This window comes from Streptomyces sp. NPDC005728 (assembly GCF_040630895.1).
Classification (GTDB): Bacteria; Actinomycetota; Actinomycetes; order Streptomycetales; family Streptomycetaceae; genus Streptomyces.
On the sequence record NZ_JBEXYL010000015.1, the window covers coordinates 25102 to 51711 of the forward strand.

Consider the following 26610-nt stretch of genomic DNA (forward strand, 5'->3'; position numbering starts at 1 on the left):
TCGATCCCTTGTCGGGGGGGGTCAGGGGCAGCTGATACGCGTGTCGCCCGGGTCGGTGGTGCAGGTGTCGAAGTCGGGGCCGCCGTTGGCCGTGTCGTTGCCGGACACACCGTCGGTGGTGATGAGCCGGTCGTTGCCGAAGGAGCCGGTCACCGTGTCGTTTCCGGCGCCGCCGTTGATGGTGTCGTTGCCGGTGCCGCCGTCGGCGTTGTCATTGCCGTAGTCGCCGTAGACCATGTCGGCGCCGCCGACCGAGCGGATGATGTCGTTGCCGCTGAGGGCGCAGATCACGTCGTTGCCGGCCGTGCCGTTGATGGTGTCGTCCCCGCTGGTGCCGACGATCGTGCAGGCGCGGGAGTTGCCCACGCCCGTGGTCGCCGTGCCCGCGTTGTTGCTCGTGTTCGGGTCGCTCTGCGTGGCACCCGCCGTGGCGGTGTTCCTGATCGTGCCGGTGGTCCGGGGCTCGGCGACCACCGTGACCGTGGCACTCGTACCCGGAGCCAGGGTGTTGAGCGAGCAGCTGGCGCTGGTGGCGGAGGTGACGGTGCAGCTGCCCTGGGTGGTCGTGGCCGACAGCAGGGTCGCCCCCGCTCCGGAGACCTGGTCGTTCAGCATGATGCCGGAGGCGGACGCCGTCGAGGTGGCGGCGTTGGTCACCTGCACGGTGTACGTGGCCCGGTCGCCCACGTTGAGGGAAGACGTTCCCGACTTGGTGACGGAGAGGTCCGCGCTGGGCGGTGGCGGCGGCGGTGGCGGTGTGCTGCCGCCACCCTCGTAGCGGGCCAGCGCGAAGTCGTTGTTCGGTCCGCCCTGGCCGGCCGCGACGATCTTGCCGTCGGGCTGCAGCGCCACGCCGTACGCGACATCGCCGCCGCCGAAGTCGGTCCACACGATGCCGTCGCCGTCGAGGCTGGTGTCCAGGCTGCCGTCGGGGTTGTACCGCAGCACCGCGAAGGCGCCGCCGGATCCGTTGTTGCCGACGATGACGATCCTGCCGTCGCCCGGTTGGAGCACCACGTCCTCGGCCCCGCCGCCACCGGTGGTGAGCACCTTGCCGTCGCCGTCGAAACTCGCGTCCAGGGCGCCGTCGGTGTTGTAGCGGGCCAGCGCGAACCTGCCGCTGCTGCCGCCGGCCGCGACGATCCTGCCGTCGGGCTGAATCGCGAGCCCCTGCACGGACTCGTAGTCACCGAAGTCGGTGCGCTGGATGCCGTCGCCGCTGAAGCTCGTGTCCAAGGTGCCGTTGGCGTTGTAGCGCAGCACGGCGAAGTCGAAGCGGGTCGTTCCGACCTCGCCCCCGACCACGATCTTTCCGTCGGGCTGGAGCGCCAGGGCGCGCCCGTCGCCGCCCTCCTCCGGCAGCCCCGGCGCCGGGTCACTGCTCACCTGGCCGTCGCCGTCGCCGAAACTCGTGTCCGGGGAGCCGTCGGCGTTGTAGCGGGCCAGCGCGACTCCGGCGCCGCCGAAGCCGGCGGCCACGATCTTTCCGTCGGGCTGCACCGCCACGTCCCGGGCCTCGTCCGGGCCCCCGAAGTCGGTGAACACCCGGCCGTCGCCGCCGCCGAAACTCGGGTCCAGCGTGCCGTCGGTGTTGTACCGGGCCACGATGAACCAGCAGCAGTTCTCGTACCCTCGCCAGCTGGTGCCCGCCACGACGATCTTGCCGTCGGGCTGCAGCGCCACGGCCTTGGCCTCGCCCCACTGGAGATCCGGGTCCATGTTGTTGATGGCGGTCGTCACCGTACCGTCGCCGCCGAAGCTGGTGTCCGGGGTGCCGTCGGCATTGTGCCGGGTCAGCGCGAAGTCGCTCTCCACCGCCGAGTTGTCGGCGGCACTGCCGACAGAGACGATCCTGCCGTCGGACTGCACCGCCACGTCGTTGGCGCGATCGTCGTCGGCGAAGCCGGTGAGCACCTTGCCGTCGCCGCTGAAGGTGGCATCCAGACCGCCCGGGGCGGCGGCCGCGGTGCCGGGCAGGCCCAGGATGAGTGCCAGAACGGTGGTTGCCACGATCCCGGCCCGGGTCGCCCTCGGCCGGCGGCGCCACTTCTGGCATCGGCGCAGCGCCGCTCGCAGTTGACTTGTCAGCATGGGCCGCACCCTTGCGCCGGACACAGGGCTTCCGTCCGTCGCCGGGCCGCCTTGCGCTCACTGGACGCCGGAATTCCACCCCCGGGGGTGAGCGAGGAGGCTCGCTCCGGGGCCCTGGCCCCTGCGGGCGTCCTGCACGCAATGACCGGGGCCCCGCACGCCTTTGTGCAGGGCCCCGATGTCGTCACCACGGCCGGCCGTGACGATCGCTGGTCAGGGCATCCCAACCGGCCGTGGAGTCTTCTGCGGGCCTCAGCCCAGGCGCTCGACCAGCGCGCGGTACTGGTCCCACAGCTCCTTCGGGGTGTGGTCGCCGAAGGTGTTGAGGTGCTCGGGGACGAGGGCCGCCTCCTCGCGCCAGACCTCCTTGTCGACCGTGAGCAGGAAGTCGAGGTCGGAGTCGGCCAGTTCGAGGCCGTTGGTGTCCAGCGCGTCCCGGGTCGGCAGGACACCGATCGGGGTCTCGACGCCCTCGGCCTTGCCGTCCAGGCGCTCCACGATCCACTTCAGGACGCGGCTGTTCTCACCGAAGCCCGGCCAGACGAACTTGCCCGCGTCGTTCTTGCGGAACCAGTTGACGTAGTAGATCTTCGGCAGCTTGGACTGGTCCTTGTCCTTGGCCACGTCGATCCAGTGGGCCATGTAGTCGCCCATGTTGTAGCCGCAGAACGGCAGCATCGCGAACGGGTCGCGGCGCAGCTCGCCGACCTTGCCCTCGGCGGCGGCGGTCTTCTCGCTCGCCACGTTGGCGCCGAGGAACACGCCGTGGTTCCAGTCGAAAGACTCCGTCACCAGCGGCACAGCGGTGGCGCGACGGCCGCCGAAGAGGATCGCCGAGATCGGCACGCCCTTCGGGTCCTCCCACTCGGGCGCGATGATCGGGCACTGCGAGGCCGGGACGGTGAAGCGGGCGTTCGGGTGGGCGGCGGGCGTCCCGGACTCCGGCGTCCACTCGTTGCCCTTCCAGTCGGTCAGGTGGGCGGGCGACTCCTCGGTCATGCCCTCCCACCACACGTCGCCGTCGTCGGTGAGCGCGACGTTGGTGAAGACCGCGTTGCCCCACAGCGTCTTCATCGCGTTGGCGTTGGTGTGCTCGCCGGTGCCGGGCGCGACACCGAAGAAGCCGGCCTCGGGGTTGATCGCGTACAGCTGGCCGTCCTCGCCGAACCGCATCCAGGCGATGTCGTCGCCGATGGTCTCCACGGTCCAGCCGGAGACCGTGGGCTCCAGCATGGCGAGGTTGGTCTTGCCGCAGGCGCTCGGGAAGGCGGCGGCGACGTACTTGGACTCGCCCTGCGGCGGGGTGAGCTTGAGGATCAGCATGTGCTCGGCCAGCCAGCCCTCGTCGCGGGCCATGACGGAGGCGATGCGCAGGGCGTAGCACTTCTTGCCGAGCAGCGCGTTGCCGCCGTAGCCGGAGCCGTAGGACCAGATCTCGCGGCTCTCCGGGAAGTGGGAGATGTACTTGGTCTGGTTGCAGGGCCAGGGGACGTCCGCCTGGCCGGGCTCCAGCGGGGCGCCGAGCGAGTGCACGGCCTTGACGAAGAAGCCGCTGTCGCCCAGCTCGTCCAGGACGGCCTGGCCCATGCGCGTCATCGTGCGCATGGAGACGGCGACGTAGGCGGAGTCGGTGATCTCCACGCCGATCGCGGACAGCGGGGAGCCGAGCGGGCCCATGCAGAACGGGACGACGTACATCGTTCGGCCGCGCATCGAGCCGCGGAACAGGCCCTTCTCACCGGCGAAGATCTCCCGCATCTCGGCGGGCGCCTTCCAGTGGTTCGTCGGGCCCGCGTCCTGTTCCTTCTCCGAGCAGATGAAGGTGCGGTCCTCGACGCGCGCGACGTCGGTCGGGTCGGAGGCGGCGTAGTAGGAGTGCGGGCGCTTGATCGGGTCGAGCTTCTTGAAGGTGCCCTTGCCGACGAGCTCCTCGCTGAGGCGCTCGTACTCGGCCTCGGATCCGTCACACCAGACCACGCTGTCCGGCTGCGTCAGTTCGGCGATCTCGTTGACCCACGAGATCAGTTCCTGGTGGTGGGTGGGGATGCCGGTGGGAGCCGCGATGTCGCGCGCCACGATTGCTCCTAATTGAGGGATTTTTTGTCTTGTCGCCCCGTGGGGGCCGCGACCCGGATGCTTCACAGTGTCGACTGTTTGGCGCTCATCCGGTGCCGACCGCACTCATTTGATCATCCGATTCTAGTGCGCATCTGTCCAGAGGGCATCACAGGTGAGCGACGTGAGGAATCCCACGGTTTCCGTGATTCTTTGCGTGCACATAGAGTTCAACAGAAGGACTTTTTGCGTTACGTCCGCTCACCAGCGTGCGCTGACACACGACTTACGGCGCCGTAGGTACCATGCCCCGCATGACTGCGTCCGCCTCCGACGCGCCCACGGACCCGCCGGCCGCCGGCCGCGGTCCCGTCGCGCTCTCCTTGCCGCATCCGGTCAAGCCCAGGCTCCGCGGCTGGCTGCACCTCGGCATGTTCCCGGCCGTGCTCATCGCGGGGCTGGTGCTCACCGCCCTCGCCGACTCCAGTAGAGGCCGCATCGCCTGCGGCGTCTACGTCCTGACAGCATGCCTGCTCTTCGGCGTCAGCGCGCTGTACCACCGGGGCAACTGGAGCCCGCGGATGGACGGTGTCCTGCGCCGCCTCGACCACGCCAACATCTTCCTGATCATCGCGGGCACCTACACCCCGCTGACCATGCTGCTCCTGCCCGGCGCCAAGGGCCAGTGGCTGCTGTGGGGCATCTGGGCCGCGGCCGCCGCGGGCATCGTCTTCCGCGTCTTCTGGGTCGGCGCCCCGCGCTGGCTCTACACCCCCTGCTACATCGCGATGGGCTGGGCGGCCGTCTTCTTCCTGCCCGACTTCATGCGCAGCGGCGGCATCGCCGTCCTGGTCCTGGTGATCGTCGGCGGCCTCCTCTACAGCGCCGGGGGCGTGATCTACGGCATCAAGCGACCGAACCCCTCACCGCGCTGGTTCGGCTTCCACGAGGTCTTCCACTCCTTCACCCTCGCCGCGTTCGTCGTCCACTACGTCGGCATCTCGCTGGTGGCGTACCAGCACGCGTGACCCCCCTCCCCCGCCTCCCGGCCACGGCTCACGAGCCGTGGCCGTTTTTCTGTGCACCGCGAGAGCGAATCGTGAGAGTCACTCCCATTTCACAGGCGCACGATCACATGCCGGAGAATGAGTCCCATGACGGCCGCACGCACCAGTTCCCCCACCGGCCAGCCGCCCCGGCTGGGTCTGCGCGAACGGAAGAAGATCAAGACCCGGGCGGCGATCCGCGACGCGACGTACGCACTCGTCGCGGAACAGGGGTACGACGCCACGACGGTCGAGCAGATCGCCGAACGCGCCGAGGTGTCGCCGTCCACGGTCTTCCGCTACTTCCCCACCAAGGAGGACATCGTCCTCACGGACGAGTACGACGAGATCCTCCTGGAGGAGCTGCGCACCCGGCCCGCGGACGAGTCGTGGGCGGACTCCCTGCGGTACGTGATGCATAAGGCGGTCACGTCCGGCACTGCCGAGGAACCGGAGGTGGGACGGCTGCGGGCGCGGCTGGCCGTCGACGTTCCCGCGGTCCGCTCCCGGATGACGGAGAACATGTCGGCCACCGGTCGGCTGCTCTGCCGGACCATCGCGGACCGCACCGGCCTCGCCCCGGACAGCCTCGAGGTGCGGGTCCATGCGATGTCCCTCGTCGGCGGGCTGATGGAGGTCTCCCTGTACTGGGCGGAGAACGGCCACCAGGACGACCTCCGCACCCTGGTGGACCGCGCCCTGGACACCCTGGAGCACGGTCTGCCCGCCGGAAAACCCTGAGGTCCCTGCCGCTGCTCGTGCCATCCTGACGGTGTGAACGGACCCGAGATCCACGTCGAAGTCGCCCCCGCACTGCATCTGTTCGTGCCGTCCGCCCGGCGCGCGGGAGCCACCGCCCTCGGCACGGACGGCGTCTCGACCCTCGGCCACGTGATCGAGTCCCTCGGGATCCCCCTGACCGAGGTCGGCACGCTGCTGGTGGACGGCCGCGCGGTGGAGCCGTCCCACATACCGGCCGCGGACGAGCGCGTCTCGGTCCGGGCGGTGGACCGGCCCCAGCAGGTCCCGGGTGCCCCGCTCCGCTTCCTCCTCGACGTCCACCTCGGCACCCTCGCCCGCCGGCTGCGCCTGCTCGGCGTGGACACGGCGTACGAGTCGACCGACATCGGCGACCCGGCCCTGGCCGCCCGCTCGGCGGCGGAGAAGCGGGTCATGCTCAGCCGCGACCGGGGCCTGCTGCGCCGCCGCGAGCTGTGGGCGGGGGCCTACATCTACAGCACCCGCCCGGAGGACCAGGTGCAGGACGTCCTGGACCGCTTCGCCCCCGACCTCCACCCCTGGACCCGCTGCACCGCCTGCAACGGCCTGCTGAAGGAGGCCACCAAGGAGGAGGTGGCCGACCAGCTCAAGGGCGGCACGCAACGCTCGTACGACGTCTTCGCCCAGTGCACGGACTGCGGCCGCGCGTACTGGAAGGGCGCGCACCACGAACAGCTGGAGGCGGTCGTGGAGCGGGCGTTGAGCATGCGTACCCAGCGGAGCTGAGTACGGAAGCCGATCAGCCGGGCCGGGCCGGCGTAGTTGGCTGAGGGCATGACGACACTGAACCACCCGCAGCCGCCGCGCCCCGGCCATGCCCTCACCCGGTGGTCGGCCTGGGGCCTGGCCCTGCTCATCCCGAGCGTCCTGCTGGCGGCGATCGCCACGCTCGCCACCGAGCGCGGCACCCGGTGCGTCACCTACGACGAGTGCCCCCAGGTCCCGGGGGCACTCGTGTACGGCAGTCTCCTCACGGCCGTCGCCGCGGGCCTGGCGGCCCTGGTCTGGCCACGGCACCGGCTGCCGGCCGGACGGACCTGGGCCGTGGTCCTCCAGTGGAGCGCCCAGGTCCTGCTGATCCTGCTGATCCTCAGCTACGGCGGCTGACGTCACCCTTTCCGCAGGCGAACCTGTCCCGGTTCCGGTCCAGGCCCAGGGCATCGTCCCCGCCGTTGACCTTCAGCCGGCCGTAGTGGTTCTGCTTCAGCCAGGTGCAGCGGGCCGCGGCCGTCTTCTTCACCTGAGGCGGGAAGACCGTCGGCACGCACACGTTGACCGAGCCGTAGTGCCGGTCGCAGCCGGAGATCGTGGTGCTGACCTTCTGCGAGGACCGCTTCCTGCCCGGCCCCGAGGTCTTGCCCTGGAGACCGTCGGCGAAGGAGTGGACGTGCGCCGAGGCGTCGGAGGCGCTGAGCGCGGCCGGGCCCTGCAGGTGCACCCACTTGGCGACCGACGGCACCCCGTTGGCGTCCACCGCGAAGAGCATGTACCAGCCGGGCGGGGCCAGGTTGGGGTTGCTCGTCACGTTCAGGTCGACGTTGTTGCCGTCGACGGACAGGGGCAGGTCGACGAAGCGCTGGTTCGGGTCGGAGGAGTGGGTGACCGCGGCCGGGCGGATCAGCTCGGCCTTGGCGATGGGCCGGTCTACGGTGATGCGCTGGGTGTCGCCGTACTTCCACTCCTGGTTGATCACCGAGGTGATCGTCGGCCGGGTGCCCTTGTAGAGGTAGGGCGGGGTGTAGATCGACACGTTGTGGTTCCAGGTGCCGTTGCCCGGGTTGTCGCCGGTGGCCATCACCCGGCCGTCGGGCAGCAGGAACGCCGAGGAGTGGTAGCCGCGGGCCTCGGGGTCGGCGGCGACGGGGTCGAAGGTGTTGGTGCCCGGGTCGTAGATCGAGGACTCGTACACCGGGTTGGCGCGGTTGTGCAGGGCGCCGCCGGTCTCCAGGACCTTGCCGTCGGGCAGCAGGACGGCGGAGACGTACATCTTGCCCTGGTTGCCGGTCTCGGCGACCTTTCCGTTGCCGAGGTCGACCGTGCCCTGCGGGAGCGGGGGACCTGCGACGTACGACGGGTTCGCCTGCTTCAGGTCGATCAGATCGGTGAGGCGGTTGCCGTCGGGGTTGGAGTCGATGTTGCCGCCGCCGATGGTGAGGACCTTCTGGTCCTGCGCCGGAGGCAGCAGCACGCTCGCCGACTGGTCCCGCTGGTCCTTGTTCTGCAGCCCCGGGATCTGGGTGACCGTGTTGGCGTTGTAGTCGTAGACCGCCGAGCCCGTGCCGGGGATGTTGTTGCCGAAGACATGGCTGCCCGTGTAGAAGAGGCGGCCGTCCTGCATGAGGACCATCGACGGGTACAGACCCCAGTACGACCAGGTCTGATTGACCTGCCACAGCGCGAGCCACTTCTGGTCCTTGTCCGACCAGTACTCGGCGGTCACCGAGCCGGTGGAGTCCTCGCGCAGGCCGCCGAAGGAGATGACGTCACCGTTGCCCAGCTCGGTCGCCGAGGGATACCAGTGGCCGTCGTTGAGGTCGTTGGTCTTGCTGTAGGTCTCGGTCTTCGGATCGAAGACGTACGAGTCCTTGAACCCCTCGTAGCCGTGTCCGCCCGCGACCGGGTACGCCTTGTTGCCGCTCATGACGAGCACCCGCCCGTCCTGGAGCTGCACATGGCCCGCGCAGAACATGTCCTTCGGCGTCGGAATCACCTTGTACGTGCCGTTCGCCGGGTCGTACACCGCGCTGGTGAAGGTGCCCGCGTTGAAGTTCTCCTCGCTGTTGCCGGATCCGGCGATCAGCAGCACCTTGCCGTTGTTGAGGACGACGGAGTGCATGGAGCGCACCGGGTTCTGCGTCGGCAGCACCGACCAACCACCGTTCGCGCACTGGTCGTTCGTGCCCGTGCACTGGGCGGGCGGGAGCACGTCGGGGACCTGCTCCATGGTGTAGTCGTCGGTTGTCGCCGAGCCGGTGCCGTACACCGAGACACCCCAGGTGATCCGGTCGGTGCCGGCCGGAACCTCGGGCGTGCGGACCGTGGCCTGCGTCCAGGCGGAGGCCATGTCCAGGGTCTTGAGGTCGGTCCAGTACTGCCAGCCGGCGGTGGTGTCGTGCCGGAACAGGGTGAGGTTGGCGTCGGGTGTCGTGGTCTTGTACCAGAGCCCGAGGTCGTACTGCTTGCCGGCGCTCACCACCGGCGCGCACGCGGTGGACTCGGTGATCAGCGCCTTGCGGTCGCCCTCGACCCGGCGGGTCAGCGTGACCTTCATGGCCTTGGCGCCGGAGTGGGCGTCGGACGTGGTCTGGAAGCTGAAGTCGTTGTCGCCCCAGCCGGACTTCTCCCAGCAGTACGGCATGTCGTCCGTACCCGCGGTCTCGAAGCCCGGGTTCTTGACCAGGTTGGCGGCCTCGGCGCTCTGCGGCGAGGTGAGGAGCAGACCGGCGGTCAGGGCCCCCACCCCGACCAGCGCGGTCCGTCTGCGGCGTTTGTTCACACGGCTCTCCTAGCGGTTGTACGACCCCCGGTCTTGCGGCGCGGGAGGTAGACCAGCGCTTCGGTCCCGGCGAAGCGCAGGACGAACGTCGTCACCAGCGCGAGCGCGGTGGCGGTCAGCGCGCCCATCCCGAACCGGTCGACGAGCAGCGCGATCAGCGGGATGCGCAGCACCAGGTCCGCGTTGGCGAGCAGCGCGAACCGGCCCAGGCGGTCCCACCAGCGGCGGTGTGCGCGCCGGTCGCGGAACAGCAGCTGCTCGATGAGCAGGAAGTTCCAGGCGACGCCGAGCTGGTTGGCGAGGATCTCGGCGGGGACATAATGCAGACCGAGCACGGTCAGCGCCCACAGCCCGACGAGGTTCGGCACGAAGCCGCTCGCACCGATCAGCCCGAAGCCGACCATGCGGGCGACGGGCGAGGCGGTGCGCAGCCCGACCAGGTGACGCAGGAAGCGGAAGCCCTCCTGCGCGGTCGACTTGGACTCGCCGGCGAACCGGTCCTGGAAGACGAACGGCACCTCGGCGACCTGCCGGGGTCTGCTGCGGACGGCCAGCTCCAGGAGGATCTTGTAGCCGAGCGGCTTGAGCACCTCCGCCGTGACCGCGCTGCGCCGGATGGCGAAGAAGCCGCTCATCGGGTCGCTGACACCGCGCAGCTTGCGCGGGAACAGGGCCTTGGTCAGCCAGGTCGCGCCGCGCGAGACGGCCACCCGGTAGCTGCCGGCGAGCCCGGCCCGGCTGCCGCCCTTGATGTACCGGGAGGCGACGACGAGCCCGGCGTTCGCCCGCTCGCCGGTGGCCACCAACTCCGGCACGAGGGACGGCGGATGCTGGCAGTCGCCGTCCATGACGACGATCCACTCCGAGGTCGCCGCCTTCAGGCCCTCGACCACGGCCCCGCCCAGCCCGCCGACCGGCTCCTCTCGGTGCAGGACGGCCACCGGGAACGGGCAGTCCTGTGCGGCCTCGCGGATCACCTCGGGGGTGTCGTCGGTGGAGTCGTCCACGAAGACGACTTCGCAGGGCAGCCGGGCAGGCACCGACTCGGTGATCTGGCGCAGCAACTGCCGGATGTTCGCGGACTCGTTGAAGGTCGGTACGACGATGGTGACGGCACCCGGCTCGGGCACCTCGACCGCGTCGAGGCCGGGGACGGGGGCGGTGTACTCGTGGCTGCTGCTCATCGCACGCCTCCCGCGGCGGCCGTCCGGATCTGCCGGATCTCGATGCGGTCGGGTCCGGTGCCGAAGGTGGCGACCGGTGCCGAGTGCTGGATGGCCGCCTTGACGTTCGGCAGGTCCCGGGCGTCGCGGCGGACGGTCGGCGAGGCGACGACGTAGTCGAGGTCCCGCCAGCCGTGCGGCATGGTCTTGGTGACGGCCGGGTCGAGGTCCGCCTTGTAGAACCAGATCGCGCCGAGTCCGGGCCGGTACCCGGCGTGCACGAGGTCCAGCCAGAGGGCGTCGTCGACGAGGACCCGGGTGCCCTTCGGGTCCTCGACCCGCGTGCTGAGCCAGGCGGAGGCCTGCCGGTAGGGCTTGTTGGCGTCGGCGGTGAGGGCGGTGCGGTCGCCGTCGTACCAGTGCGGGACGACATAGGCGCCCGCGGCGACGGCGAGGACGGCGGCCAGCGCGTACCGGCCGACGGAGACGGCCCGCTTCTGGCCCTCGGCGCGCCACCGGCGCAGCACCGCGTGGGCGACGGAGGCGGCGCCCCCGGCCAGGACCAGGGCGAGGAAGGGCAGCGCGCCGATGATGTACATGGCGGGCAGATAGCCGTTCGGCCGCATGGCCACGGCGGCCAGGATCGCCACGGTCAGCGCCGGTCCGGCGAGCGCGCGGGCGGTGACCGACCAGCGCCAGGTGACGATCAGCAGCAGGGCCCCGGCGAGGCCGCCGAGGGGCAGCACCCGGTCGTAGTACAGCCAGGAGTGCAGCACGCCGTAGGAGCCGGAGGAGGTGTCCAGGATGAAGCCCGAACCGGGCCTGGACATCTGGTACTTGATGCCGTCCCAGAGCGATACGTGCCCGCTGCCCGGGAACAGCTCGCCCTTCAGCAGCGCGAAGAGCGGGTAGGAGAAGCCGATCAGGACGCAGGCGGTGATCGCTCCGGTGAGGGCGAACTTGCGGGTGTCGCGGTGGCTGTGCCGCCACATGGTGACGAACAGGGCGGGCAGAACGACGAGCATCGTCTCCTTGGTGAGCACGCCCGCGGCGGCCGCGAGGCCCGCGCCGAAGTGGTGCCACAGGTGCCGGCTGGGCGAGGCGGCCAGGCAGAACGCCAGCAGCAGCCACATCACGGCGATGTTGTCCAGGAAGATCTCCCGCTGGAGCACCACAGCCAGCGGGGAGAGCCCGAAGAGGGCCATGCCGAGCCCGGCGGCCCAGCGGGGCAGGGAGAGCCTGCGGCCGAGGACGTACACCAGCACCGCGCTGACGCCGCTGATGACGAGCATGGTCATCCGCATGGAGCCGACGGTCATGGAGCCGGGGCTGATCGCGGAGGGTATCCAGGTGAGCAGGGCGATCTGGAGCCAGCCGAGCGGCGGGTGGTCGTACCAGTAGGTGTAGTGGGCCAGGCCCTTGCCCTGCTGGACGGCCCAGGCCTGGGCGAGGTAGGTGCCCTCGTCGTCGCTGAGGGTCGGGTAGTCGGCGATGTTCCAGCCCTGGACGACGAGGATCGCCGCGAGCAGGAGACCGCACAGGAGCAGGTCGGAGCGGGAGGAGCGGAGTCGCTCCGGCGGGCTCGTTCGGCCGGTCGAACGCACATCAGGCGCAGGCCGGCTCTGCGCGGGGACCTTCGACGTGGTCACCGCGGGAAGAGTGGAGGTCACGCAGGAACGTCCTCTCGGATGGGCTCGGCCGCGGTGAGGTGCGCGCCGACGTGCGTGGTCAACTCCCAGTCGTTCCGACCGCGTTGTTCGCGCCACACGGCACGGATCGCGGCCCCGGCGAGGAGGACCTGATAGAAGGGGCCGCCCACGATGAGCTTCACATAGTGGACGAAGCGGACCCTGAGGCCGTACTGCTTGCCGAAGTCGTGCAGTCCGACCACCTCGAAGACGAAGGTGACGGCGGCCGTGACCAGCGGCAGGAAGGTGAGGAAGGCCACCCCGACGGGCACGTCGAGGAAGAGCGCGACGGCCGCGTTCAGCGGGATGATCACGCCCGAGAAGGCCTGCAGGAACGGCGTCATCAGCGTGTACCGGGCCAGCAATCGCTGTCCGAATCCCGGGAGTTGCTTCCAGTCCTTCTTCCGGTACACCTGGAGGAAGCCCTGGTTCCAGCGGGTGCGCTGCTTGAGCAGCGACATCAGCGAGCCCGGGGTCTCCTCGCGGGTGACCATGTCGGAGTCGTAGGCGACGACGACCTTCTTGCCGACGCTGGAGAGCCTGACCCCCAGGTCGCAGTCCTCGGCGAGGCAGTTGGGGTCCCAGCCGTCCGCTTCCCTGAGCACGTCCGTGCGGACGAAGACGGTGTTGCCGCCGAGGGGGATGAACCCCTTCTGCGCGTGCAGGTGCAGCCGGGAGCGGAACCAGAAGAAGTACTCCAGGCAGTTGCGCAGGCTGTACCAGCTGGAGTGGAAGTTGATGAGCTGGACGCCGCCCTGCACCACGTCCGCCCCGGTCGTCCGGAACGCGTGGTCGACGTGGGCGAGCAGCTCCGGATGGACCTGGTCCTCGGCGTCGAAGACTCCGACGACGTCGCCGCGGCAGTGCGGCAGCGCCGTGTTCATGGCCTTCGGCTTGTTCTTCTTCTCGTGGGTGTCGACGACCACCCGCACGCGCGGGTCACGGGCGGCGGCCTGCTCGGCCACCGCCGTGGTCTCGGGGTCGTCGTGCCCCACGATCACGATGATCTCGAAGTCGGTGTGCGTGGACTCCAGCAGCCGCTGGATGGTGTGGTCGAGCACGGCCTGCTCGTGCCGGGCCGGCAACAGCAGTGAGAACGACAGGTGTTCGCCCCCGTCCGGTCTGCTGAACCGGGTGGAGGCGAGCACTTCGGGCGTACGCCACGCGTGCATCTGCCACCACAGGGTGAAGGCCGCCATCCAGAACAGAGCAAGCGAAACGGCAGCGACAAAGACAGACGTCAGCAAAAAGATCCCCCCAGATCCCCAATACCCCCTGTGCGCGCAACGGTCAGTGACACCCGTAGCGCCGCTATGGAGAGACTAGGGGGGATCTGTGAAGTGTGGGAGCTCTTCCGATAAATAACGTGTTTCGGAACGGTGGTGCTGGTAGTGGGATCTATCCGAACAGCTGCTCACATTTGGACAGTTCGCCGTCTCCGCTCCCCCACGCTTCCGTGCTGCTCAGCGGGTGTTCAGCGCCGCGCCCAGCCGTTCCGGATCCGTCGTCGGCGCCTCACAGGTGAAGTTACGGCAGATGTACGCCGCCGGTTCACCGCCTACGAGCGGACGGTCGGCGAGCAGCGGGAACTCGTCACTGCCCGCAGTCCCCGCGGCGACGACGGCGCCCGGGACGGTGCCGAGCAGGGCCGTGCGGTGCAGGACGGCCGTCTTCTCGTCGGCGAGGGACGGCCCGACGACCGCGACCTCCCGGGGCCCGTCGAGCAGCGCCTCCGCGACGGCCAGCCCCCACCCGATGAACCGCGGCACCCGCGGTCCGAGCGTCCGGACGACGCCCAACGCCCGTTCCGCCGCGGCCCGGTGAGGCTCGGAGCCGGTGTGGGCCGCGTAGCTCAGCAGGGCGCCGGCCGCCGCGGTCCAGCCGGACGGGGTGGCGTTGTCGGTGGGGTCCTGGGGCCGGCGGATGAGCTGCTCGGCGTCGGCGGCCGTGTCGTACAGGGCGCCGCTGCCGGGATCGGTGAAGCGGGCCAGCACGTGGTCGACGAGCAGCCCGGCGAAGTCCAGCCAGACCCCCTCGCCGGTCACGGACGCGAGGGCGAGGAAGCCCTCGGCGACGTCGGCGTAGTCCTCCAGCACGCCCGCGTTGGGCCCCACCCGGCCGTCCCTGCTGGTCCGGGCGAGCCGGGCCTGCTCGTCGAGATGCACGCGTACGAGGAGATCGGCGGCGCCGACGGCGGCCTCGACGAGATCGGGCCGGTCGAAGTAGGCGCCGGTCTCGGCGAGCGCGGCGATCGCGAGACCGTTCCAGGCGGCGACGATCTTGTCGTCCCGGCCGGGGGCGGGCCGCTCGGCGCGCGCCGCCAGCAGGCGCTCCTTGACGGACGCGACCCTCTGAGCGTCGAACACCTCCTCCAGCTGCGGGAGTTGGAGGACCGACCGGCCGTGCTCGAAGGTGCCTTCCTCGGTCACCCCGAAGTACTGGGCGGCGAGGCCGGCATCACCGTCGAGGGTCTCGCGAAGCTGCTCGGGCGTCCACACGTAGTACGCGCCCTCGACGTGCCTGCCCGTGCCGTCGTCACTGTCCGCGTCGAGCGCCGAGGCGAAGCCGCCCTCGCCGGTGCGCAGTTCACGCACCATGAAGTCGGCGGTCTCCAGTGCGACCCGCCGGGCGAGGCCGGACCCGGTGGCCCGCCACAGATGCGCGTACACGCGGCACAGCAGGGCGTTGTCGTACAGCATCTTCTCGAAGTGCGGCACCACCCAGTCCCGGTCGACGGAGTAGCGGGCGAAGCCGCCGCCGAGCTGGTCGTAGATGCCGCCACGGGCCATCCGCTCGCACGTGTCCCGGGCCATCTGCAGGGCGCCCTCGGCGCCGGTGCGGGCGTGGTGGCGCAGCAGGAACTCCAGGACCATGGACGGCGGGAACTTCGGCGCGCCGGCGAATCCGCCGCGCTGCGCGTCGTACTCGCGGGTGAGTCCGAGCAGGGCCTGGGCGAGTTCCTGCTCGCCCGGCGCCTCGGCACCCTGGTGGCTGATCTCCCGCTCCGCGAGGTCGCGGACGATCTTCCCGGCGACCTCGCCGACCTCGTCGCGCCGCTCGTCCCAGGCGTGCCGGACGCCCTCCAGCACCTGCCGGAAGGAGGGGCTGCCGTGCCGGGGCTCGGGCGGGAAGTAGGTGCCGAAGTAGAAGGGTTCGGCGTCGTGGGTGAGGAACACGGTCATGGGCCAGCCGCCCTGGCCGGTGGCCGCCTGGACGGCCTCCATGTAGACGGCGTCGACGTCGGGGCGCTCTTCCCGGTCGACCTTGATGCTGACGAAGTGTTCGTTGAGGTAGTCGGCGGTGGCCTGGTCCTCGAAGGACTCGTGGGCCATGACATGACACCAGTGACAGCTGCTGTACCCGACGCTCAGCAGGACGGGTCTGCCGGTCTTGCGGGCGGCCTCGAAGGCCTCGGCCGACCAGGGCCACCAGTCGACGGGGTTGTCGGCGTGCTGGAGCAGATACGGGGACGTCTCATGGGCCAGTCGGTTCACCGTTCCACTCTCCCACGGGCTCCGACACCGCGTAGAAACGGATCGACACCGGGCGCGCCCCCTCGGGGGCCTCCTCGCGGAGGTGGCCGTAACGCTGGAGGAGGGTGTGGTACTCGCCCATGAAGGCGAGCAGTTCCTCGCGGGTCATCCACGTGCCGTGCCGCTGGACCTGGGCCCAGCCCTCGGGGCCGCGGTACTCCTGGTGGGCGCGGCGGAAGAGGGCGGTGTCGAACTCGATCTTGAGGTGGGCGAGGTGTTCGGCGGCCGCGTACTCCTCGGGGGACATCGTGGCCGGGTCGGGCGTGGTGTGGCTGAAGGGCAGCACCCGCCACCAGCGCTCGCGGCCGCCGGACTTCTCCGGGATCTCCTCGATGAGCCGCTGCTCGGCGAGTTTGCGCAGGTGGTAGCTGGTGGTGCCGGAGCTTTCGCCGAGTTCGCGGGCGAGGACGGTGGAGTTCGCCTCGCCGTGCCGGCCGAGGTAGTCGAGGATCCGGCGGCGCAGGGGGTTGCCGAGGGACTTGTAGAGAGCGGTGCGCTCAAGGCTGGTCATCTCGGGCATGCCGTCGGTCATGCGGCCACCGTAACCCTGAGAACCCTGAGGCGTCCCTGATGTCTGCCGAATTTTCTTTGCAGAACTTTCTCTGCGGTCTACGGTGGGGGGCAGACGGTGAAACAGGGGCCGTGACGAAAGAGACGGGGGCCGCGATGAAGACGAGGAAGACACCGCTCAAGAGGTGGACGCTGATCCTGCTCGGCACAGGAGCCGTCCTGCTCGTGCCGTGGGTGGTGGTGCTCGCCGTGACCCTCCCGGCCAGCACGGAGGTCCGGCACTGGTCGCTGGCCTGGATCGGTCTCGACGTCCTCATGGCCACGGGCTGCGCCACCACGGCCCTGCTCGGTCTGCGCGCCGACCCCCGCGCCCGCCTCACGGCCTCGGCGACGGCGGCGATGGCGGTCCTGGACGGGTGGTTCGACATGACGACGGCCCAGTCGGGCAGCGACTTCGCGCAGGCCCTTGTGTGCGCGGTGGTGGAGACGGTGCTGGCGGGGGCGTGCGTGTTCCTGGCGCTGTCCAAGGGGCCGCGGCCGGCAGGGGTCCCTGTGGCCAAGGCGGCCGTTCACCAGGAAGCTGCCACGAAATCCTCACCCACCCGCTGATCCCCGCCCCCTCGCGTTCCCGTCTCCCCCGAAGGACACTCGTAGGCAAAGGAGTTGCCGCCGGAGGGGGACGGGACATGCGGGACAGTCATCGGGCGGAGGCCGAGCGGTTGCTGGGGCGGGCCGTGGAGGAGGAGGTACGGCGCTCCGGCGGGCGGACCGACGGGCCGCTCCTGCTGTCACGGACCCGCGGTGCGCTGGACGCCATGGCGCAGAAGGCCGCCGAGGAGTACGAGACCTACACCCGCGCGCTCGACGAGGCCGAGGCCGGCCGTCTCAGCTTCGGCCAGCGCTACGCACGCGAGGGCGCCGGAACGGCCTTACTGGTGGCCGCTGTCGCCGCGGTGGCCGCCGCCGTCGCCGATCTCTCCCTCGGCACCGGCACCGGCACGGCCGTCGGCGCGGGCGTCGCCGTGGGCGTGGTGGGTGCCGCGGCCACCGTGGTGAAGGTGGCCGGTTCCCATCTGCCCGCGGCTCACCGTCGCGCGGGCGCGGCCGGCCAGCCCGGCGGCCCGGAGCAGCTGCGGCTCCAGTGGCTGACCGCGCTGGAGGTGCGCGGCATCCGCCCGTTCCTCGACCAGCAGCGGGTGATCAGCGCCTCCACGGGCCCGGCGAAGACAAGCGGCCCGGCGCTGCGCGGCGCGGACAAGAGCGCGGCGGCCCGCCGGCGTACGGTGCTGGAGCAGTCGTTCGGCCAACTGCCCGAGCCGGACGGCCCGTTCGCGGGGCGCCGCCAGGAGCTGGCGCGGATCAGGCAGTGGGCGCAGTCGGCCCGGGCGGCCACGGAGACCCGGCCCACGGTGGTCGTCCTGCACGGGGAGCCCGGCTCGGGCCGTACGACGCTCGCGGTCCGTGCGGCGCACGACCTCAGGGACCACTTCCGCGGCGCGGTCGTCGTGGACCTGCGCGGCGCCAGCCGGGACGAGCCGCCGCTGCCCACCCGGGACGCCTTGCTGCATCTGCTCAACCGGCTCGGCGCACCCCGCGAGCAACTGCTCTTCCGCGAGCGCTCCTCCCCCGACCAGCAGGTCAAGCGGCTCGGCGAGCTGTACCACCGGACGCTGACCGGCCTGCCGGTGACGATCGTGCTGGACGACGCCTCGGACCCGGAGCAGGTGCGCGCCCTGGTGCCCGACCGCTCCGACAGCCTGGTCCTGGTCACCGCCCGCACACCGCTCGAACTGCCCGCGGACCTGTCGGCCTGGGTGCACCACCTGCCGGTGGAGGCGCTGGACCAGGCGGGTGCCGAGGAACTGCTGAGCGCGTCCGCACAGGACGCGTCGGGTCCGTACGACGCCGAATCCGCCGACCGGGTCCGCCAGTTGTGCGGGGGCCTGCCGCTGGCACTGCGCGTAGCGGGCTCGTCGCTGGGTCCACGCTCGCCGCGGCAGCTGGCCGCCGACCTCGGCGCGTACGGCCCGGTGGAGCCGGCGGAGCGCGTGCTGTGGCTGCGCTACACCGACCAGCCGGAGAGCGCGCGCCGGCTGCTGAGAAGGCTCGCACTGGTCGGCCGGGCCTCGCTCGGCGCTGCCGCGGCCGCCGCCCTGCTGGCCACCGACGAGCCGGAGGCCACCCGGCATCTGGTCGCCCTCGCCCGGGCCGGCCTGATCGACCATGTGCGCGGCAACCGCTACCGGCTGCACGACCTGGTGCGCGCCTTCGCCCAGGCCCGGCTGCTGGACGAGGAGGACCCGGCCGAGCGCACGGCCGCACAGGAGCGGCTGATCGTGAACTACGCGGAGCTGGCCGACTCGGTGCTGCGCCTGGTCGACGGCAACATGTCGACGCGCTCGGACCGGTTCGGCCCGCACGGCTTCACCTCGCTGGACGAGGCGCTGCGCTGGCTGGACGACGAGTCCAGCTTCATCACGGCGGCCCTGCGCCACGCGGAGGGCGTGGACCAGGCCGCCGTGCAGAACCTGCTCGGCGCCCTGTGCGACTACTGCCTGCTGCGCGGCGACCTCTACCGGCTCGGCGAGATCAGCGAGCTGGCCCAGGCGGTCGACGAGGGCCTGCTGGTGCGCTCGGTGCAGTGGCGCACGGGTATCGCGGCCCGCCAGCTGGGCGAGCTGGACAAGGCGCGCTCCACGCTCACCTCCGTCGTGGACCTGTACCGGGAGGCCCACCACGACGCGGGCGCCGCCCGCGCCCTGTGCTCTCTCGGGATCACCCTGCACCACCAGGGCAACCTCACCGAGGCGGCCGCCAAGCTCCAGGAGGCCCTGGACCTGCAGGCGGCCCCGGAGCTGTCGACGGACCGCGCCTGGACGATGCACGCGCTGGCGGCGGTCCAGCGCGACCGGGCCCGGCTGTCGGAGGCCCTGGACCTCCTCACCCGTTCCCTGGTCCTGCACCGCGAGGGCGGCTCCCTGCACGGCGAGGCCTGGGCGCACTTCCAGCTCGGCCAGCTGGCCCTGCGCCGGGGCGAGGTGCCGCGTGCGGAGACGGAGCTGCGAGCCGCGCTGGAGCGGTACGGCCGGACGCACGACGCCCGCGGGGAGGCCTGGGCGCTGACCCAGCTGGCCCGGGCGCGGCTGGTCGACGGCGACGCCTCCCCCGCCCTGGAGGGGCTGCGCCGGGCGGCGGCCCGCCACCGGGAGAACGAGGACGTGCGCGGCGAGGCCTGGACGCTGTACTACCTCGGCCAGGCCCTGGAGGAGACCGGCGAGCTGGACCAGGCGGTCCGGGAGCTCGAACGCTCCCGGCAGATGTTCTCCCGGATGCGTGACGTCTACGGCCTGGCCTGCGCCCGGCACCACTCGGCCCGGGTCACCCGGGACCAGCGGGCCGCGCAGACGGGCTCGCTGCGCAACTCGGGCTTCGCCCGCCAGCTGCTGGTGGACGCCCGCGCCGACTTCCAGCGCATCGGGGTCGCCCACGGCGAGGCCTGGACCTGCCTGGAGCTGGCGGTGGTGGACGCGGGCAACGCCCGGATCCAGCAGGCGCTCGCCCTGTGCGACGAGGCGCTGACCCTGTTCACGTCGTACGGCGACCGGCGCGGCGAGGACTGGGCGCGCTTCCTGCGCTGCACCCTGCTGCCGTATGCGGCGCCGGGCGGGTTCGAGGTGGGTACGGCGGTCGCCCAGGAGGAGCTGGCCCAGCTGGCCCGCGCCACGCATCCGCTGCGCGACGAGAAGCTGGACGAGTGGGTGTCGGCCTACGCCGTACTGCTGGAGCGGGGCGTGAGCCTGGAGGCGGGCTGGCAGGCCTGGCCGCTGCGCATGACGCCGGACCGCCATGCCCGGGAGGTGATGGGCGTGGCGGTGCCGGCCGGCCGCTGACTCAGCCCTGCGGTGCCGTGGAGTCGGCCTTCTTGGCCGCCTCGGTGTCCGGGGCCTCCTTGAAGTCGACCTTCTGCATGTGCTTGCTCATCGACTTCATCAGGCCCCAGACCGCCAGGGCCATCACCGCGAAGACGATGAAGCCGAGGACGCCGGGGGTGACCTTGTTCTCGTCGACCTCCTTGGCGAGGGGGACGAGATGCGTCAGTGCCAGGCTTGCGCTCATGTCAGGCATTGTCGCGGATGCCCGCGAAGAGGTCGTCCTCGGGGAGGGAGGTGTCGACGAGCGACTTCGCCAGCTCGTACTCCTCCGTCGGCCAGACCTCCTTCTGCAGCTCCATCGGCACCCTGAACCAGCCGCCGTCGGGGTCGATCTGCGTGGCGTGGGCGATCAGCGCCTTGTCACGGATCTCGAAGAAGTCCGCGCACGGGATGTGCGTGGTCAGCGTGCGCGGGGTCAGCTCGAACTCCTTCCAGCGCTTGAGCCAGTCCCCGTACGGCGACTCCATGCCGCGGTCGAGCATCGCCTGGTGCAGGGCCTCGGTGCGGGGGCGGTTGAAGCCCTGGTTGTAGTAGAGCTTCAGCGGCTGGTACGCCGGGCCGAACTCGGACTCCGGGTACTTCTCGGCGTCCGCCGCGCCCTCGAACGCCACCATCGAGATCTTGTGGGTCATGATGTGGTCGGGGTGCGGGTAGCCGCCGTTCTCGTCGTAGGTGGTGATCACCTGCGGGCGGAAGGAGCGGATCTTCCGCACCAGCTCGCCGGCCGCCTTGTCGACGTCCTCCAGGGCGAAGCAGCCCTCGGGCAGCGGCGGCAGCGGGTCGCCCTCGGGCAGGCCGGAGTCGACGAAGCCGAGCCACTCCTGCTTGATGCCGAGGATCTCCCGGGCCTCGTCCATCTCCTTCTTGCGTACCTCGTGGATGTGCTCCTCGATGTACTTGTCGCCCTGCAGCTTGGGATTGAGGATGGAGCCGCGCTCTCCGCCGGTGCAGGTCACCACCAGCACGTCCACCCCCTCGGACACGTACTTCGCCATGGGCGCCGCGCCCTTGCTCGACTCGTCGTCGGGGTGCGCGTGCACGGCCATCAGTCGCAGCTGGTCAGTCAAGACTCGATCCTCGGTAGGTCGGCGCCCCCGCGTCTTGGGGTGCGTTCGGCGGCTTCTATAGTGACCGAATCGGGGGGCGAATAATTCCGCGGAGAGGACGATCATGGGTACGGCGAGCACGCGGCTGCCCGAGGGCCGCTACGGCCGCTCCTCGGACGAGCGTGCCGACCGCAAGCTCAGGATCGCCGGATCGGTACTGGGCGCTGCCCTGCTCGCGCTGGTCGGCTACTTCGCCTACCACTACGTGGCGCAGAACGAGATCAGCGCCCAGGTGATCACCTTCAAGGCCTCGGACGACGCGGTCCAGGTGCATCTGGAGGTCCACAAGGACTCCGGCGCCTCCGGCTACTGCACCCTGCGCTCCCAGTCGGCCGACGGCGCCGAGGTGGGGCGGGCGGACTTCCGCTTCACCGGCTCGGCCACGCGCATCGACAAGGTCGTCACGCTCCGTACGACGGCCGAGGGCACCACGGCCGAGCTGCTCGGCTGCCACACCGACTGATCGATCACCCGGAACACCTCCACGCTGACCTGCGTTGACGTGATTCTTATGGCTTATGTCCTCCCCCTTTCGCCGTTGAATTGTTAGGCTCGTGGTTTCGCCCTTCCGAGAGGGAACATGCTTCTGGATAGGGCGATGCTTTGTATTCCCAGTACCGACGAGGAGCACCCTGTGACCCAGACCAGCGAGAACGTCACCTGGCTGACCCAGGAGGCGTACAACAAGCTCAAGGTCGAGCTTGAGTACCTTACTGGTCCTGCGCGCACGGAGATCGCCGCCAAGATCGCGGCCGCGCGCGAGGAGGGCGACCTGCGCGAGAACGGCGGGTACCACGCGGCCAAGGAGGAGCAGGGCAAGCAGGAGCTCCGCGTGCGCCAGCTGACCCAGCTTCTGGAGAACGCCCAGGTGGGCGAGGCTCCGGCCTCCGCGGACGGTGCCGTCGCGCCGGGCATGGTCGTCACGATCGCCTTCGACGGTGACGAGGACGACACGCTGACGTTCCTGCTCGCCTCCCGCGAGTACGCGAGCGCCGACATCGAGACGTACTCGCCGCAGTCCCCGCTCGGCGCCGGCGTCACCGGCCACAAGGTCGGCGAGGACGCCGAGTACGAGCTGCCGAACGGCAAGAAGGCCTCGGTGCGGATCCTGAAGGCCGAGCCGTACTCGGCCTGATCCCACCACCCCCCGCTTCACATCGCGCCCCCGGTGTCCGCGTGACACCGGGGGCGCCGCATGTTCTCAGGCGGTCGCCGAGCGGTACTTACGGACGGCCAGGGTGCGGAATATGACCACGATCAGGACCGAGTAGAGCAGCGAGGCCCAGACCGGGTGCTGCATGGGCCAGGCCGTCGAAGTGGACTGGCCGGGGTTGCCGAACAGAACACGGCACGCCTGGACGGTGGCGCTGAACGGGTTCCACTCGGCGATGTGGCGCAGCCAAGGGGTCATGTTGCTGGTGTCGACGAACGCGTTGGAGATGAAGGTCACCGGGAAGAGCCAGATCAGTCCGCCGGAGGTGGCCGCCTCCGGGGTGCGGACGGTCAGGCCGATCAGGGCGCCGATCCAGGTGAACGCGTACCCGAGCAGGAGGAGCAGGCCGAAGGCCGCGAGGACCCTGCCGGCGTCGGTGTCGTGGAAGGTGCCGATCCGCCAGCCGACCAGCAGCGCGACGACGGCCAGGACCAGCAGGGTGAGGGCCGTCTGGACGAGGTCGGCGAGGGTGCGACCGGTCAGCACCGCGCCGCGTGCCATGGGCAGGGAGCGGAAGCGGTCGATGAGGCCCTTGTGCATGTCGTCGGCGATGCCGGCGCCGGAGCTGGCGGTGGCGAACGTCACGGTCTGCGCGAAGATGCCGGCCATCAGGAAGTTCTTGTAGTCGATCGCGCTGGTGCTGGTGCCGATCTTCATGGAGCCGCCGAACACGTAGGTGAACAGCACCACGAACATGATCGGCTGGATCAGCCCGAAGATCACCATCTCGGGGATCCGGGACATCCGGATCAGGTTGCGTTTGGCGACGATCAGCGAGTCACGGACGGACCGGCCGATGGGGTTGCCGGGCGCCGCGATGCGTACGGCGTCGGTGACGGCACTCATTTCACGGCCTCCTTGCCGTTGGTCCCGTCCTGGTCGGCGGCCTCGGCCACATGTCCGGTCAGGGACAGGAAGACGTCGTCCAGGGTGGGGCGGCGCAGTCCTATGTCGTCTATCTCGATCCCGCGGGTGTCCAGTTCCCGGATGACCTCGGCGAGCAGCTTGGCGCCGCCGGTGACGGGGACGGTGAGCTGGCGGGTGTGCTCCTCGACCGTGGTGTCGCCCTTGCCGAAGCCGCGCAGGACCTCCGCGGCGCTCGGGATGTGCTCGCGCTCGTGCACCACGACCTCGACGCGCTCGCCGCCGGTGCGGGCCTTGAGCTGGTCGGAGGTGCCCTTGGCGATGACACGGCCGTGGTCGACGACCGCGATGTCGTGGGCGAGATGGTCGGCCTCTTCCAGGTACTGCGTGGTCAGCAGCAGGGTCGTACCACCGGAGACGAGCTGCTTGATGACCTCCCACAGCTGCTGGCGGTTGCGCGGGTCGAGGCCGGTGGTGGGTTCGTCCATGAACATCACGGGCGGTGAGACCACGAGGGCGGCGGCGAGGTCGAGCCGGCGGCGCATGCCTCCGGAGTAGGTCTTGGCGGGGCGGTCGGCGGCGTCCGCGAGGTTGAACTGCTCCAGCAGTTCGGCTGCGCGCTGCTTGGCCACCCTGGCCCTCATCTGGTAGAGCTGCCCGACCATCTGGAGGTTCTCCCGGCCGGTCAGGTATTCGTCGACCGCCGCGAACTGGCCGGACAGGCCTATGGAGCGGCGCACGGTGTCGGGGTGTTTGAGCACGTCCACGCCCGCGACGACGGCCCGGCCGCTGTCGGGGCTCAGCAGGGTCGTCAGACAGCGGACCGTCGTCGTCTTGCCGGCGCCGTTCGGCCCGAGCAGGCCGAGGACCGTGCCCTCGGGGACATCGAGGTCGACGCCGTCCAGTGCTCTCACGTCGCCGAAGGTCTTCACCAGACCTTCGGCATAGATGGCGCCTGGCATGTGAGTCTCCACGTCGTCGGGGATTCTTCGAGAAGGCTAGGTTTGCGCGCTCGGATCCGCCTGCGGTTTTCCACGTGGGGTTTCTGCGCGTGAAGTCTCCGCGTGCGAACCGGCGGACCGGCGGCCACGCGACACACCATAACGCGATGTATCGCGTCTCTCAATGGGTTTTCCCGAACGAAGGACACTGCCGCTCCGGACCCCGGACAGGCCCTAGTCGATGACCGTGTAACCCGCCTCGCGCAGGGCCTGGCCGACCTCGGCGCAGTGCGCCGGTCCCTTCGTCTCGAGGTGCAGCTCCACCTCCGCCTCCGTGAGCCCGAGCCGGGGATCGGTTCGCACGTGGCTCACGTCGAGGACGTTAGCGTCGACCACTGACAACACCCCGAGAAGCGTGGCGAGGGCGCCCGGCCGGTCCGTCAGCCGCAGCCGAACAGCCAGGTAGCGGCCCTGCGCGGCCATACCGTGCCGCAGCACCCGCTGCAGCAGCACCGGATCGACGTTGCCGCCGGACAGCACGGCGACGACCGGTCCCGCGAAGGCACCGGGCTCCCCGAGCAGAGCCGCGACCGGGCTCGCCCCGGCCGGCTCCACGACCAGCTTGGCCCGCTCCAGGCACAGCAGCAGCGCGGCCGACAGCTGGTCCTCGCTGACCGTGCGCACCTCGTCCACCAGCTCGGAGATGATCCCGAACGGCACGAGCCCCGGACGCCCCACCTTGATGCCGTCGGCCATCGTCGCCGGGTTCCGGACCGACACCGGCCGGCCGGCCGCGAGCGAGGGCGGGTAGGCGGCCGCACCCTCCGCCTGCACCCCGACGATCCGCACGTCCGGCCTGAGCGCCTTCACCGCGACCGCGATACCGGCCGCGAGTCCGCCACCGCCGATACCGACGACGATCGTGCGCACCTCCGGGCACTGCTCCAGTATCTCCAGGCCGATGGTTCCCTGACCTGCGATGACGTCCGGGTGGTCGAAGGGGTGGATGAGCACCGCACCCGTCTTCTCCGCGTACTCCTCGGCGGCGGCCAGCGTCTCGTCGACCACCTGGCCGTGCAGGCGCACCTCGGCGCCGTAGTCCCGGGTCGCGCTGATCTTCGGCAGCGGGGCGCCCTTCGGCATGAACACAGTGGCGTGGACACCGAGCAGCGCGGAGGCGAGTGCGACGCCCTGCGCATGGTTCCCGGCGCTCGCGGCCACCACTCCGGCGGCACGTTCCTCCGGGAGAAGTCCGGCAATCCGGACGTATGCGCCACGCAGCTTGAACGAGCCGGTCCGCTGGAGGTTCTCGCACTTGAGGTGCACCGGCGCACCGACCAGCTGGGACAGGTGGCGGCTGCTCTCCATCGCCGTCACGCGTGCCACGCCGGAGAGCATCTTCCGGGCTCCGCGCACATCGTCGAGGGTGACGGAGCGCAAGGAGTCAGCCGTGCCATAGCTCATGACTCAAGTCTCGCAGTTCACGCTCGCGGGCTACTGGTGTGACCAAGCTCCGAGACCGGTTTGGTCGGCGCCGGTACGGCTTGCCCCCGGGCCGCGTACCCTGTCCCCCAACCCAGCAGCCCTTCATGAAGCGAGCCTCCGGCCATGCCCACAACACCTGAAATGTCGATGGACATGACGACCGTCGGTGACACCGGTCTTCTCGACACCCTTCAGCACGAGGTGGCGGTGTTCGCCCGCCGTGCCGAACAGACCCGGCTCGGCGGCGTCGGACAGGTGCGCAACTCCATGGACCGCGCCGCATACCTGCTGCTCAACCGCCTCGACAAGGAAGGCCCGATGGGCGTCAAGGCGCTCGCCGCGAGCATGGGGATCGACTCCTCCACGGTCACCCGGCAGGTGGCGCCCCTGGTCGACACCGGGCTCGTCAAGCGCACCTCGCACCCGGAGGACGGGCGTGCGGTGGTGCTGCAGCTGTCCCCTCGCGGGGCCTCGCGGCTGGAGGAAGTGCGCTCGTCGCGGCGCCAGTTGATGGCCGAGCTGACACACGACTGGGCGCCGGAGGAGCGCGAGCAGTTCTGCACGCTCCTGACCCGCTTCAACACGGCGCTCTCCGCGCGGATGGCGGTCCAGGGGGTACCGGCCCCGGATCAGCCGCCGGCGTCCTGAGGCCCGCCGCGGGCACACCGCACCGGTGCGGTCCCGAGTATTGACCTCGGGCCGCCGCT

The 26610-nt window shown here is 70.5% G+C and carries 22 protein-coding genes; 9 read left to right on the forward strand and 13 right to left on the reverse strand.

Annotated elements, in window-relative coordinates; genetic code table 11:
* Window positions 1–21: 21 nt before the first annotated feature.
* Together ABZ471_RS13155 and ABZ471_RS13160 are read right to left on the reverse strand one after the other, a co-directional pair.
* Window positions 22–2091 (reverse strand): calcium-binding protein, encoded by a 2070-nt coding sequence (locus ABZ471_RS13155; protein ID WP_359065630.1) that lies wholly within the window; start codon window positions 2089–2091, stop codon window positions 22–24.
* A 252-nt stretch (window positions 2092–2343) separates the two neighbouring features.
* Window positions 2344–4167, reverse strand: a complete 1824-nt coding sequence (locus ABZ471_RS13160) for a phosphoenolpyruvate carboxykinase (GTP) (protein WP_359065632.1) — start codon at window positions 4165–4167, stop codon at window positions 2344–2346.
* A 293-nt stretch (window positions 4168–4460) separates the two neighbouring features.
* Here ABZ471_RS13160 and ABZ471_RS13165 point away from each other — a divergent pair, with 293 nt between their 5' ends.
* The 4 genes from ABZ471_RS13165 to ABZ471_RS13180 all read left to right on the forward strand — a co-directional run bounded on the left by ABZ471_RS13165 (window position 4461) and on the right by ABZ471_RS13180 (window position 7079).
* On the forward strand, window positions 4461–5174 hold the full coding sequence (locus ABZ471_RS13165; RefSeq protein ID WP_359065634.1) for a hemolysin III family protein: 714 nt from the start codon (window positions 4461–4463) through the stop codon (window positions 5172–5174).
* Window positions 5175–5300: 126 nt separating this feature from the next.
* Window positions 5301–5933, forward strand: coding sequence for a TetR/AcrR family transcriptional regulator (locus tag ABZ471_RS13170; RefSeq protein ID WP_359065636.1), 633 nt, complete (start codon window positions 5301–5303; stop codon window positions 5931–5933).
* A gap of 33 nt (window positions 5934–5966) precedes the next feature.
* The gene (locus ABZ471_RS13175; protein ID WP_359065638.1) at window positions 5967–6698 is read left to right on the forward strand and encodes a Mut7-C RNAse domain-containing protein; all 732 of its coding nucleotides are present in this window, start codon (window positions 5967–5969) and stop codon (window positions 6696–6698) included.
* 48 nt (window positions 6699–6746) lie between these two features.
* On the forward strand, window positions 6747–7079 hold the full coding sequence (locus ABZ471_RS13180) for a hypothetical protein (protein WP_359065640.1): 333 nt from the start codon (window positions 6747–6749) through the stop codon (window positions 7077–7079).
* On the opposite strand, the gene ABZ471_RS13185 is transcribed toward ABZ471_RS13180, so the two are convergent.
* From ABZ471_RS13185 to ABZ471_RS13210, 6 genes are all read right to left on the reverse strand, one after another.
* A complete protein-coding gene (locus tag ABZ471_RS13185; RefSeq protein ID WP_359065642.1) occupies window positions 7063–9468 on the reverse strand; it encodes a galactose oxidase early set domain-containing protein in 2406 nt (801 codons plus the stop codon). The genes ABZ471_RS13180 and ABZ471_RS13185 overlap by 17 nt on opposite strands.
* Window positions 9465–10652 (reverse strand): glycosyltransferase family 2 protein, encoded by a 1188-nt coding sequence (locus ABZ471_RS13190; protein ID WP_359065644.1) that lies wholly within the window; start codon window positions 10650–10652, stop codon window positions 9465–9467. The genes ABZ471_RS13185 and ABZ471_RS13190 overlap by 4 nt, the downstream gene beginning before the upstream one ends.
* A complete protein-coding gene (locus tag ABZ471_RS13195; RefSeq protein ID WP_359065646.1) occupies window positions 10649–12301 on the reverse strand; it encodes a glycosyltransferase family 39 protein in 1653 nt (550 codons plus the stop codon). Before ABZ471_RS13195 ends, ABZ471_RS13190 begins: the two co-directional genes overlap by 4 nt.
* Window positions 12298–13566: a glycosyltransferase gene (locus ABZ471_RS13200; protein WP_359065648.1), complete on the reverse strand. Its 1269-nt coding sequence runs from the start codon at window positions 13564–13566 to the stop codon at window positions 12298–12300. Before ABZ471_RS13200 ends, ABZ471_RS13195 begins: the two co-directional genes overlap by 4 nt.
* A 216-nt stretch (window positions 13567–13782) precedes the next feature.
* Window positions 13783–15813 carry a thioredoxin domain-containing protein gene (locus ABZ471_RS13205; RefSeq protein WP_359065650.1) on the reverse strand — a complete coding sequence of 677 codons (2031 nt, stop codon included), beginning with the start codon at window positions 15811–15813 and terminating at the stop codon, window positions 13783–13785.
* Window positions 15794–16384, reverse strand: coding sequence for a helix-turn-helix domain-containing protein (locus ABZ471_RS13210; protein WP_359065652.1), 591 nt, complete (start codon window positions 16382–16384; stop codon window positions 15794–15796). The genes ABZ471_RS13205 and ABZ471_RS13210 overlap by 20 nt, the downstream gene beginning before the upstream one ends.
* Before the next feature lie 110 nt (window positions 16385–16494).
* On the opposite strand from ABZ471_RS13210, the gene ABZ471_RS13215 reads away from it, so the two are divergent.
* Entirely contained in the window at window positions 16495–16971 is a 477-nt protein-coding gene (locus tag ABZ471_RS13215; RefSeq protein ID WP_359065654.1) for a hypothetical protein, read from the forward strand.
* Window positions 16972–17048: 77 nt separating this feature from the next.
* Window positions 17049–20252, forward strand: coding sequence for a tetratricopeptide repeat protein (locus tag ABZ471_RS13220; protein WP_359065656.1), 3204 nt, complete (start codon window positions 17049–17051; stop codon window positions 20250–20252).
* A gap of 1 nt (window position 20253) precedes the next feature.
* Here ABZ471_RS13220 and ABZ471_RS13225 read toward each other — a convergent pair whose 3' ends face one another.
* Both ABZ471_RS13225 and mca read right to left on the reverse strand, forming a co-directional pair.
* Complete coding sequence (locus tag ABZ471_RS13225) at window positions 20254–20478, reverse strand: hypothetical protein (protein ID WP_359065658.1); 225 nt, start codon at window positions 20476–20478, stop codon at window positions 20254–20256.
* A gap of 1 nt (window position 20479) precedes the next feature.
* Window positions 20480–21361, reverse strand: a complete 882-nt coding sequence (mca, locus tag ABZ471_RS13230; protein ID WP_359065660.1) for a mycothiol conjugate amidase Mca — start codon at window positions 21359–21361, stop codon at window positions 20480–20482.
* Window positions 21362–21464: 103 nt separating this feature from the next.
* Here mca and ABZ471_RS13235 point away from each other — a divergent pair, with 103 nt between their 5' ends.
* Together ABZ471_RS13235 and greA are read left to right on the forward strand one after the other, a co-directional pair.
* Window positions 21465–21863: a DUF4307 domain-containing protein gene (locus ABZ471_RS13235; RefSeq protein ID WP_359065662.1), complete on the forward strand. Its 399-nt coding sequence runs from the start codon at window positions 21465–21467 to the stop codon at window positions 21861–21863.
* A gap of 171 nt (window positions 21864–22034) precedes the next feature.
* Complete coding sequence (gene greA, locus ABZ471_RS13240; RefSeq protein ID WP_359065664.1) at window positions 22035–22535, forward strand: transcription elongation factor GreA; 501 nt, start codon at window positions 22035–22037, stop codon at window positions 22533–22535.
* A gap of 66 nt (window positions 22536–22601) precedes the next feature.
* On the opposite strand, the gene ABZ471_RS13245 is transcribed toward greA, so the two are convergent.
* The 3 genes from ABZ471_RS13245 to ilvA all read right to left on the reverse strand — a co-directional run bounded on the left by ABZ471_RS13245 (window position 22602) and on the right by ilvA (window position 25882).
* Window positions 22602–23459 (reverse strand): ABC transporter permease, encoded by an 858-nt coding sequence (locus ABZ471_RS13245; RefSeq protein ID WP_359065666.1) that lies wholly within the window; start codon window positions 23457–23459, stop codon window positions 22602–22604.
* A complete protein-coding gene (locus tag ABZ471_RS13250) occupies window positions 23456–24439 on the reverse strand; it encodes an ATP-binding cassette domain-containing protein (protein WP_359065669.1) in 984 nt (327 codons plus the stop codon). The genes ABZ471_RS13245 and ABZ471_RS13250 overlap by 4 nt, the downstream gene beginning before the upstream one ends.
* Before the next feature lie 213 nt (window positions 24440–24652).
* Complete coding sequence (gene ilvA, locus ABZ471_RS13255; protein WP_359065671.1) at window positions 24653–25882, reverse strand: threonine ammonia-lyase; 1230 nt, start codon at window positions 25880–25882, stop codon at window positions 24653–24655.
* 162 nt (window positions 25883–26044) lie between these two features.
* Between ilvA and ABZ471_RS13260 the strand changes: the two genes are divergently transcribed.
* Entirely contained in the window at window positions 26045–26551 is a 507-nt protein-coding gene (locus ABZ471_RS13260; protein WP_359065818.1) for a MarR family transcriptional regulator, read from the forward strand.
* The last annotated feature ends 59 nt before the right edge of the window (window positions 26552–26610 follow it).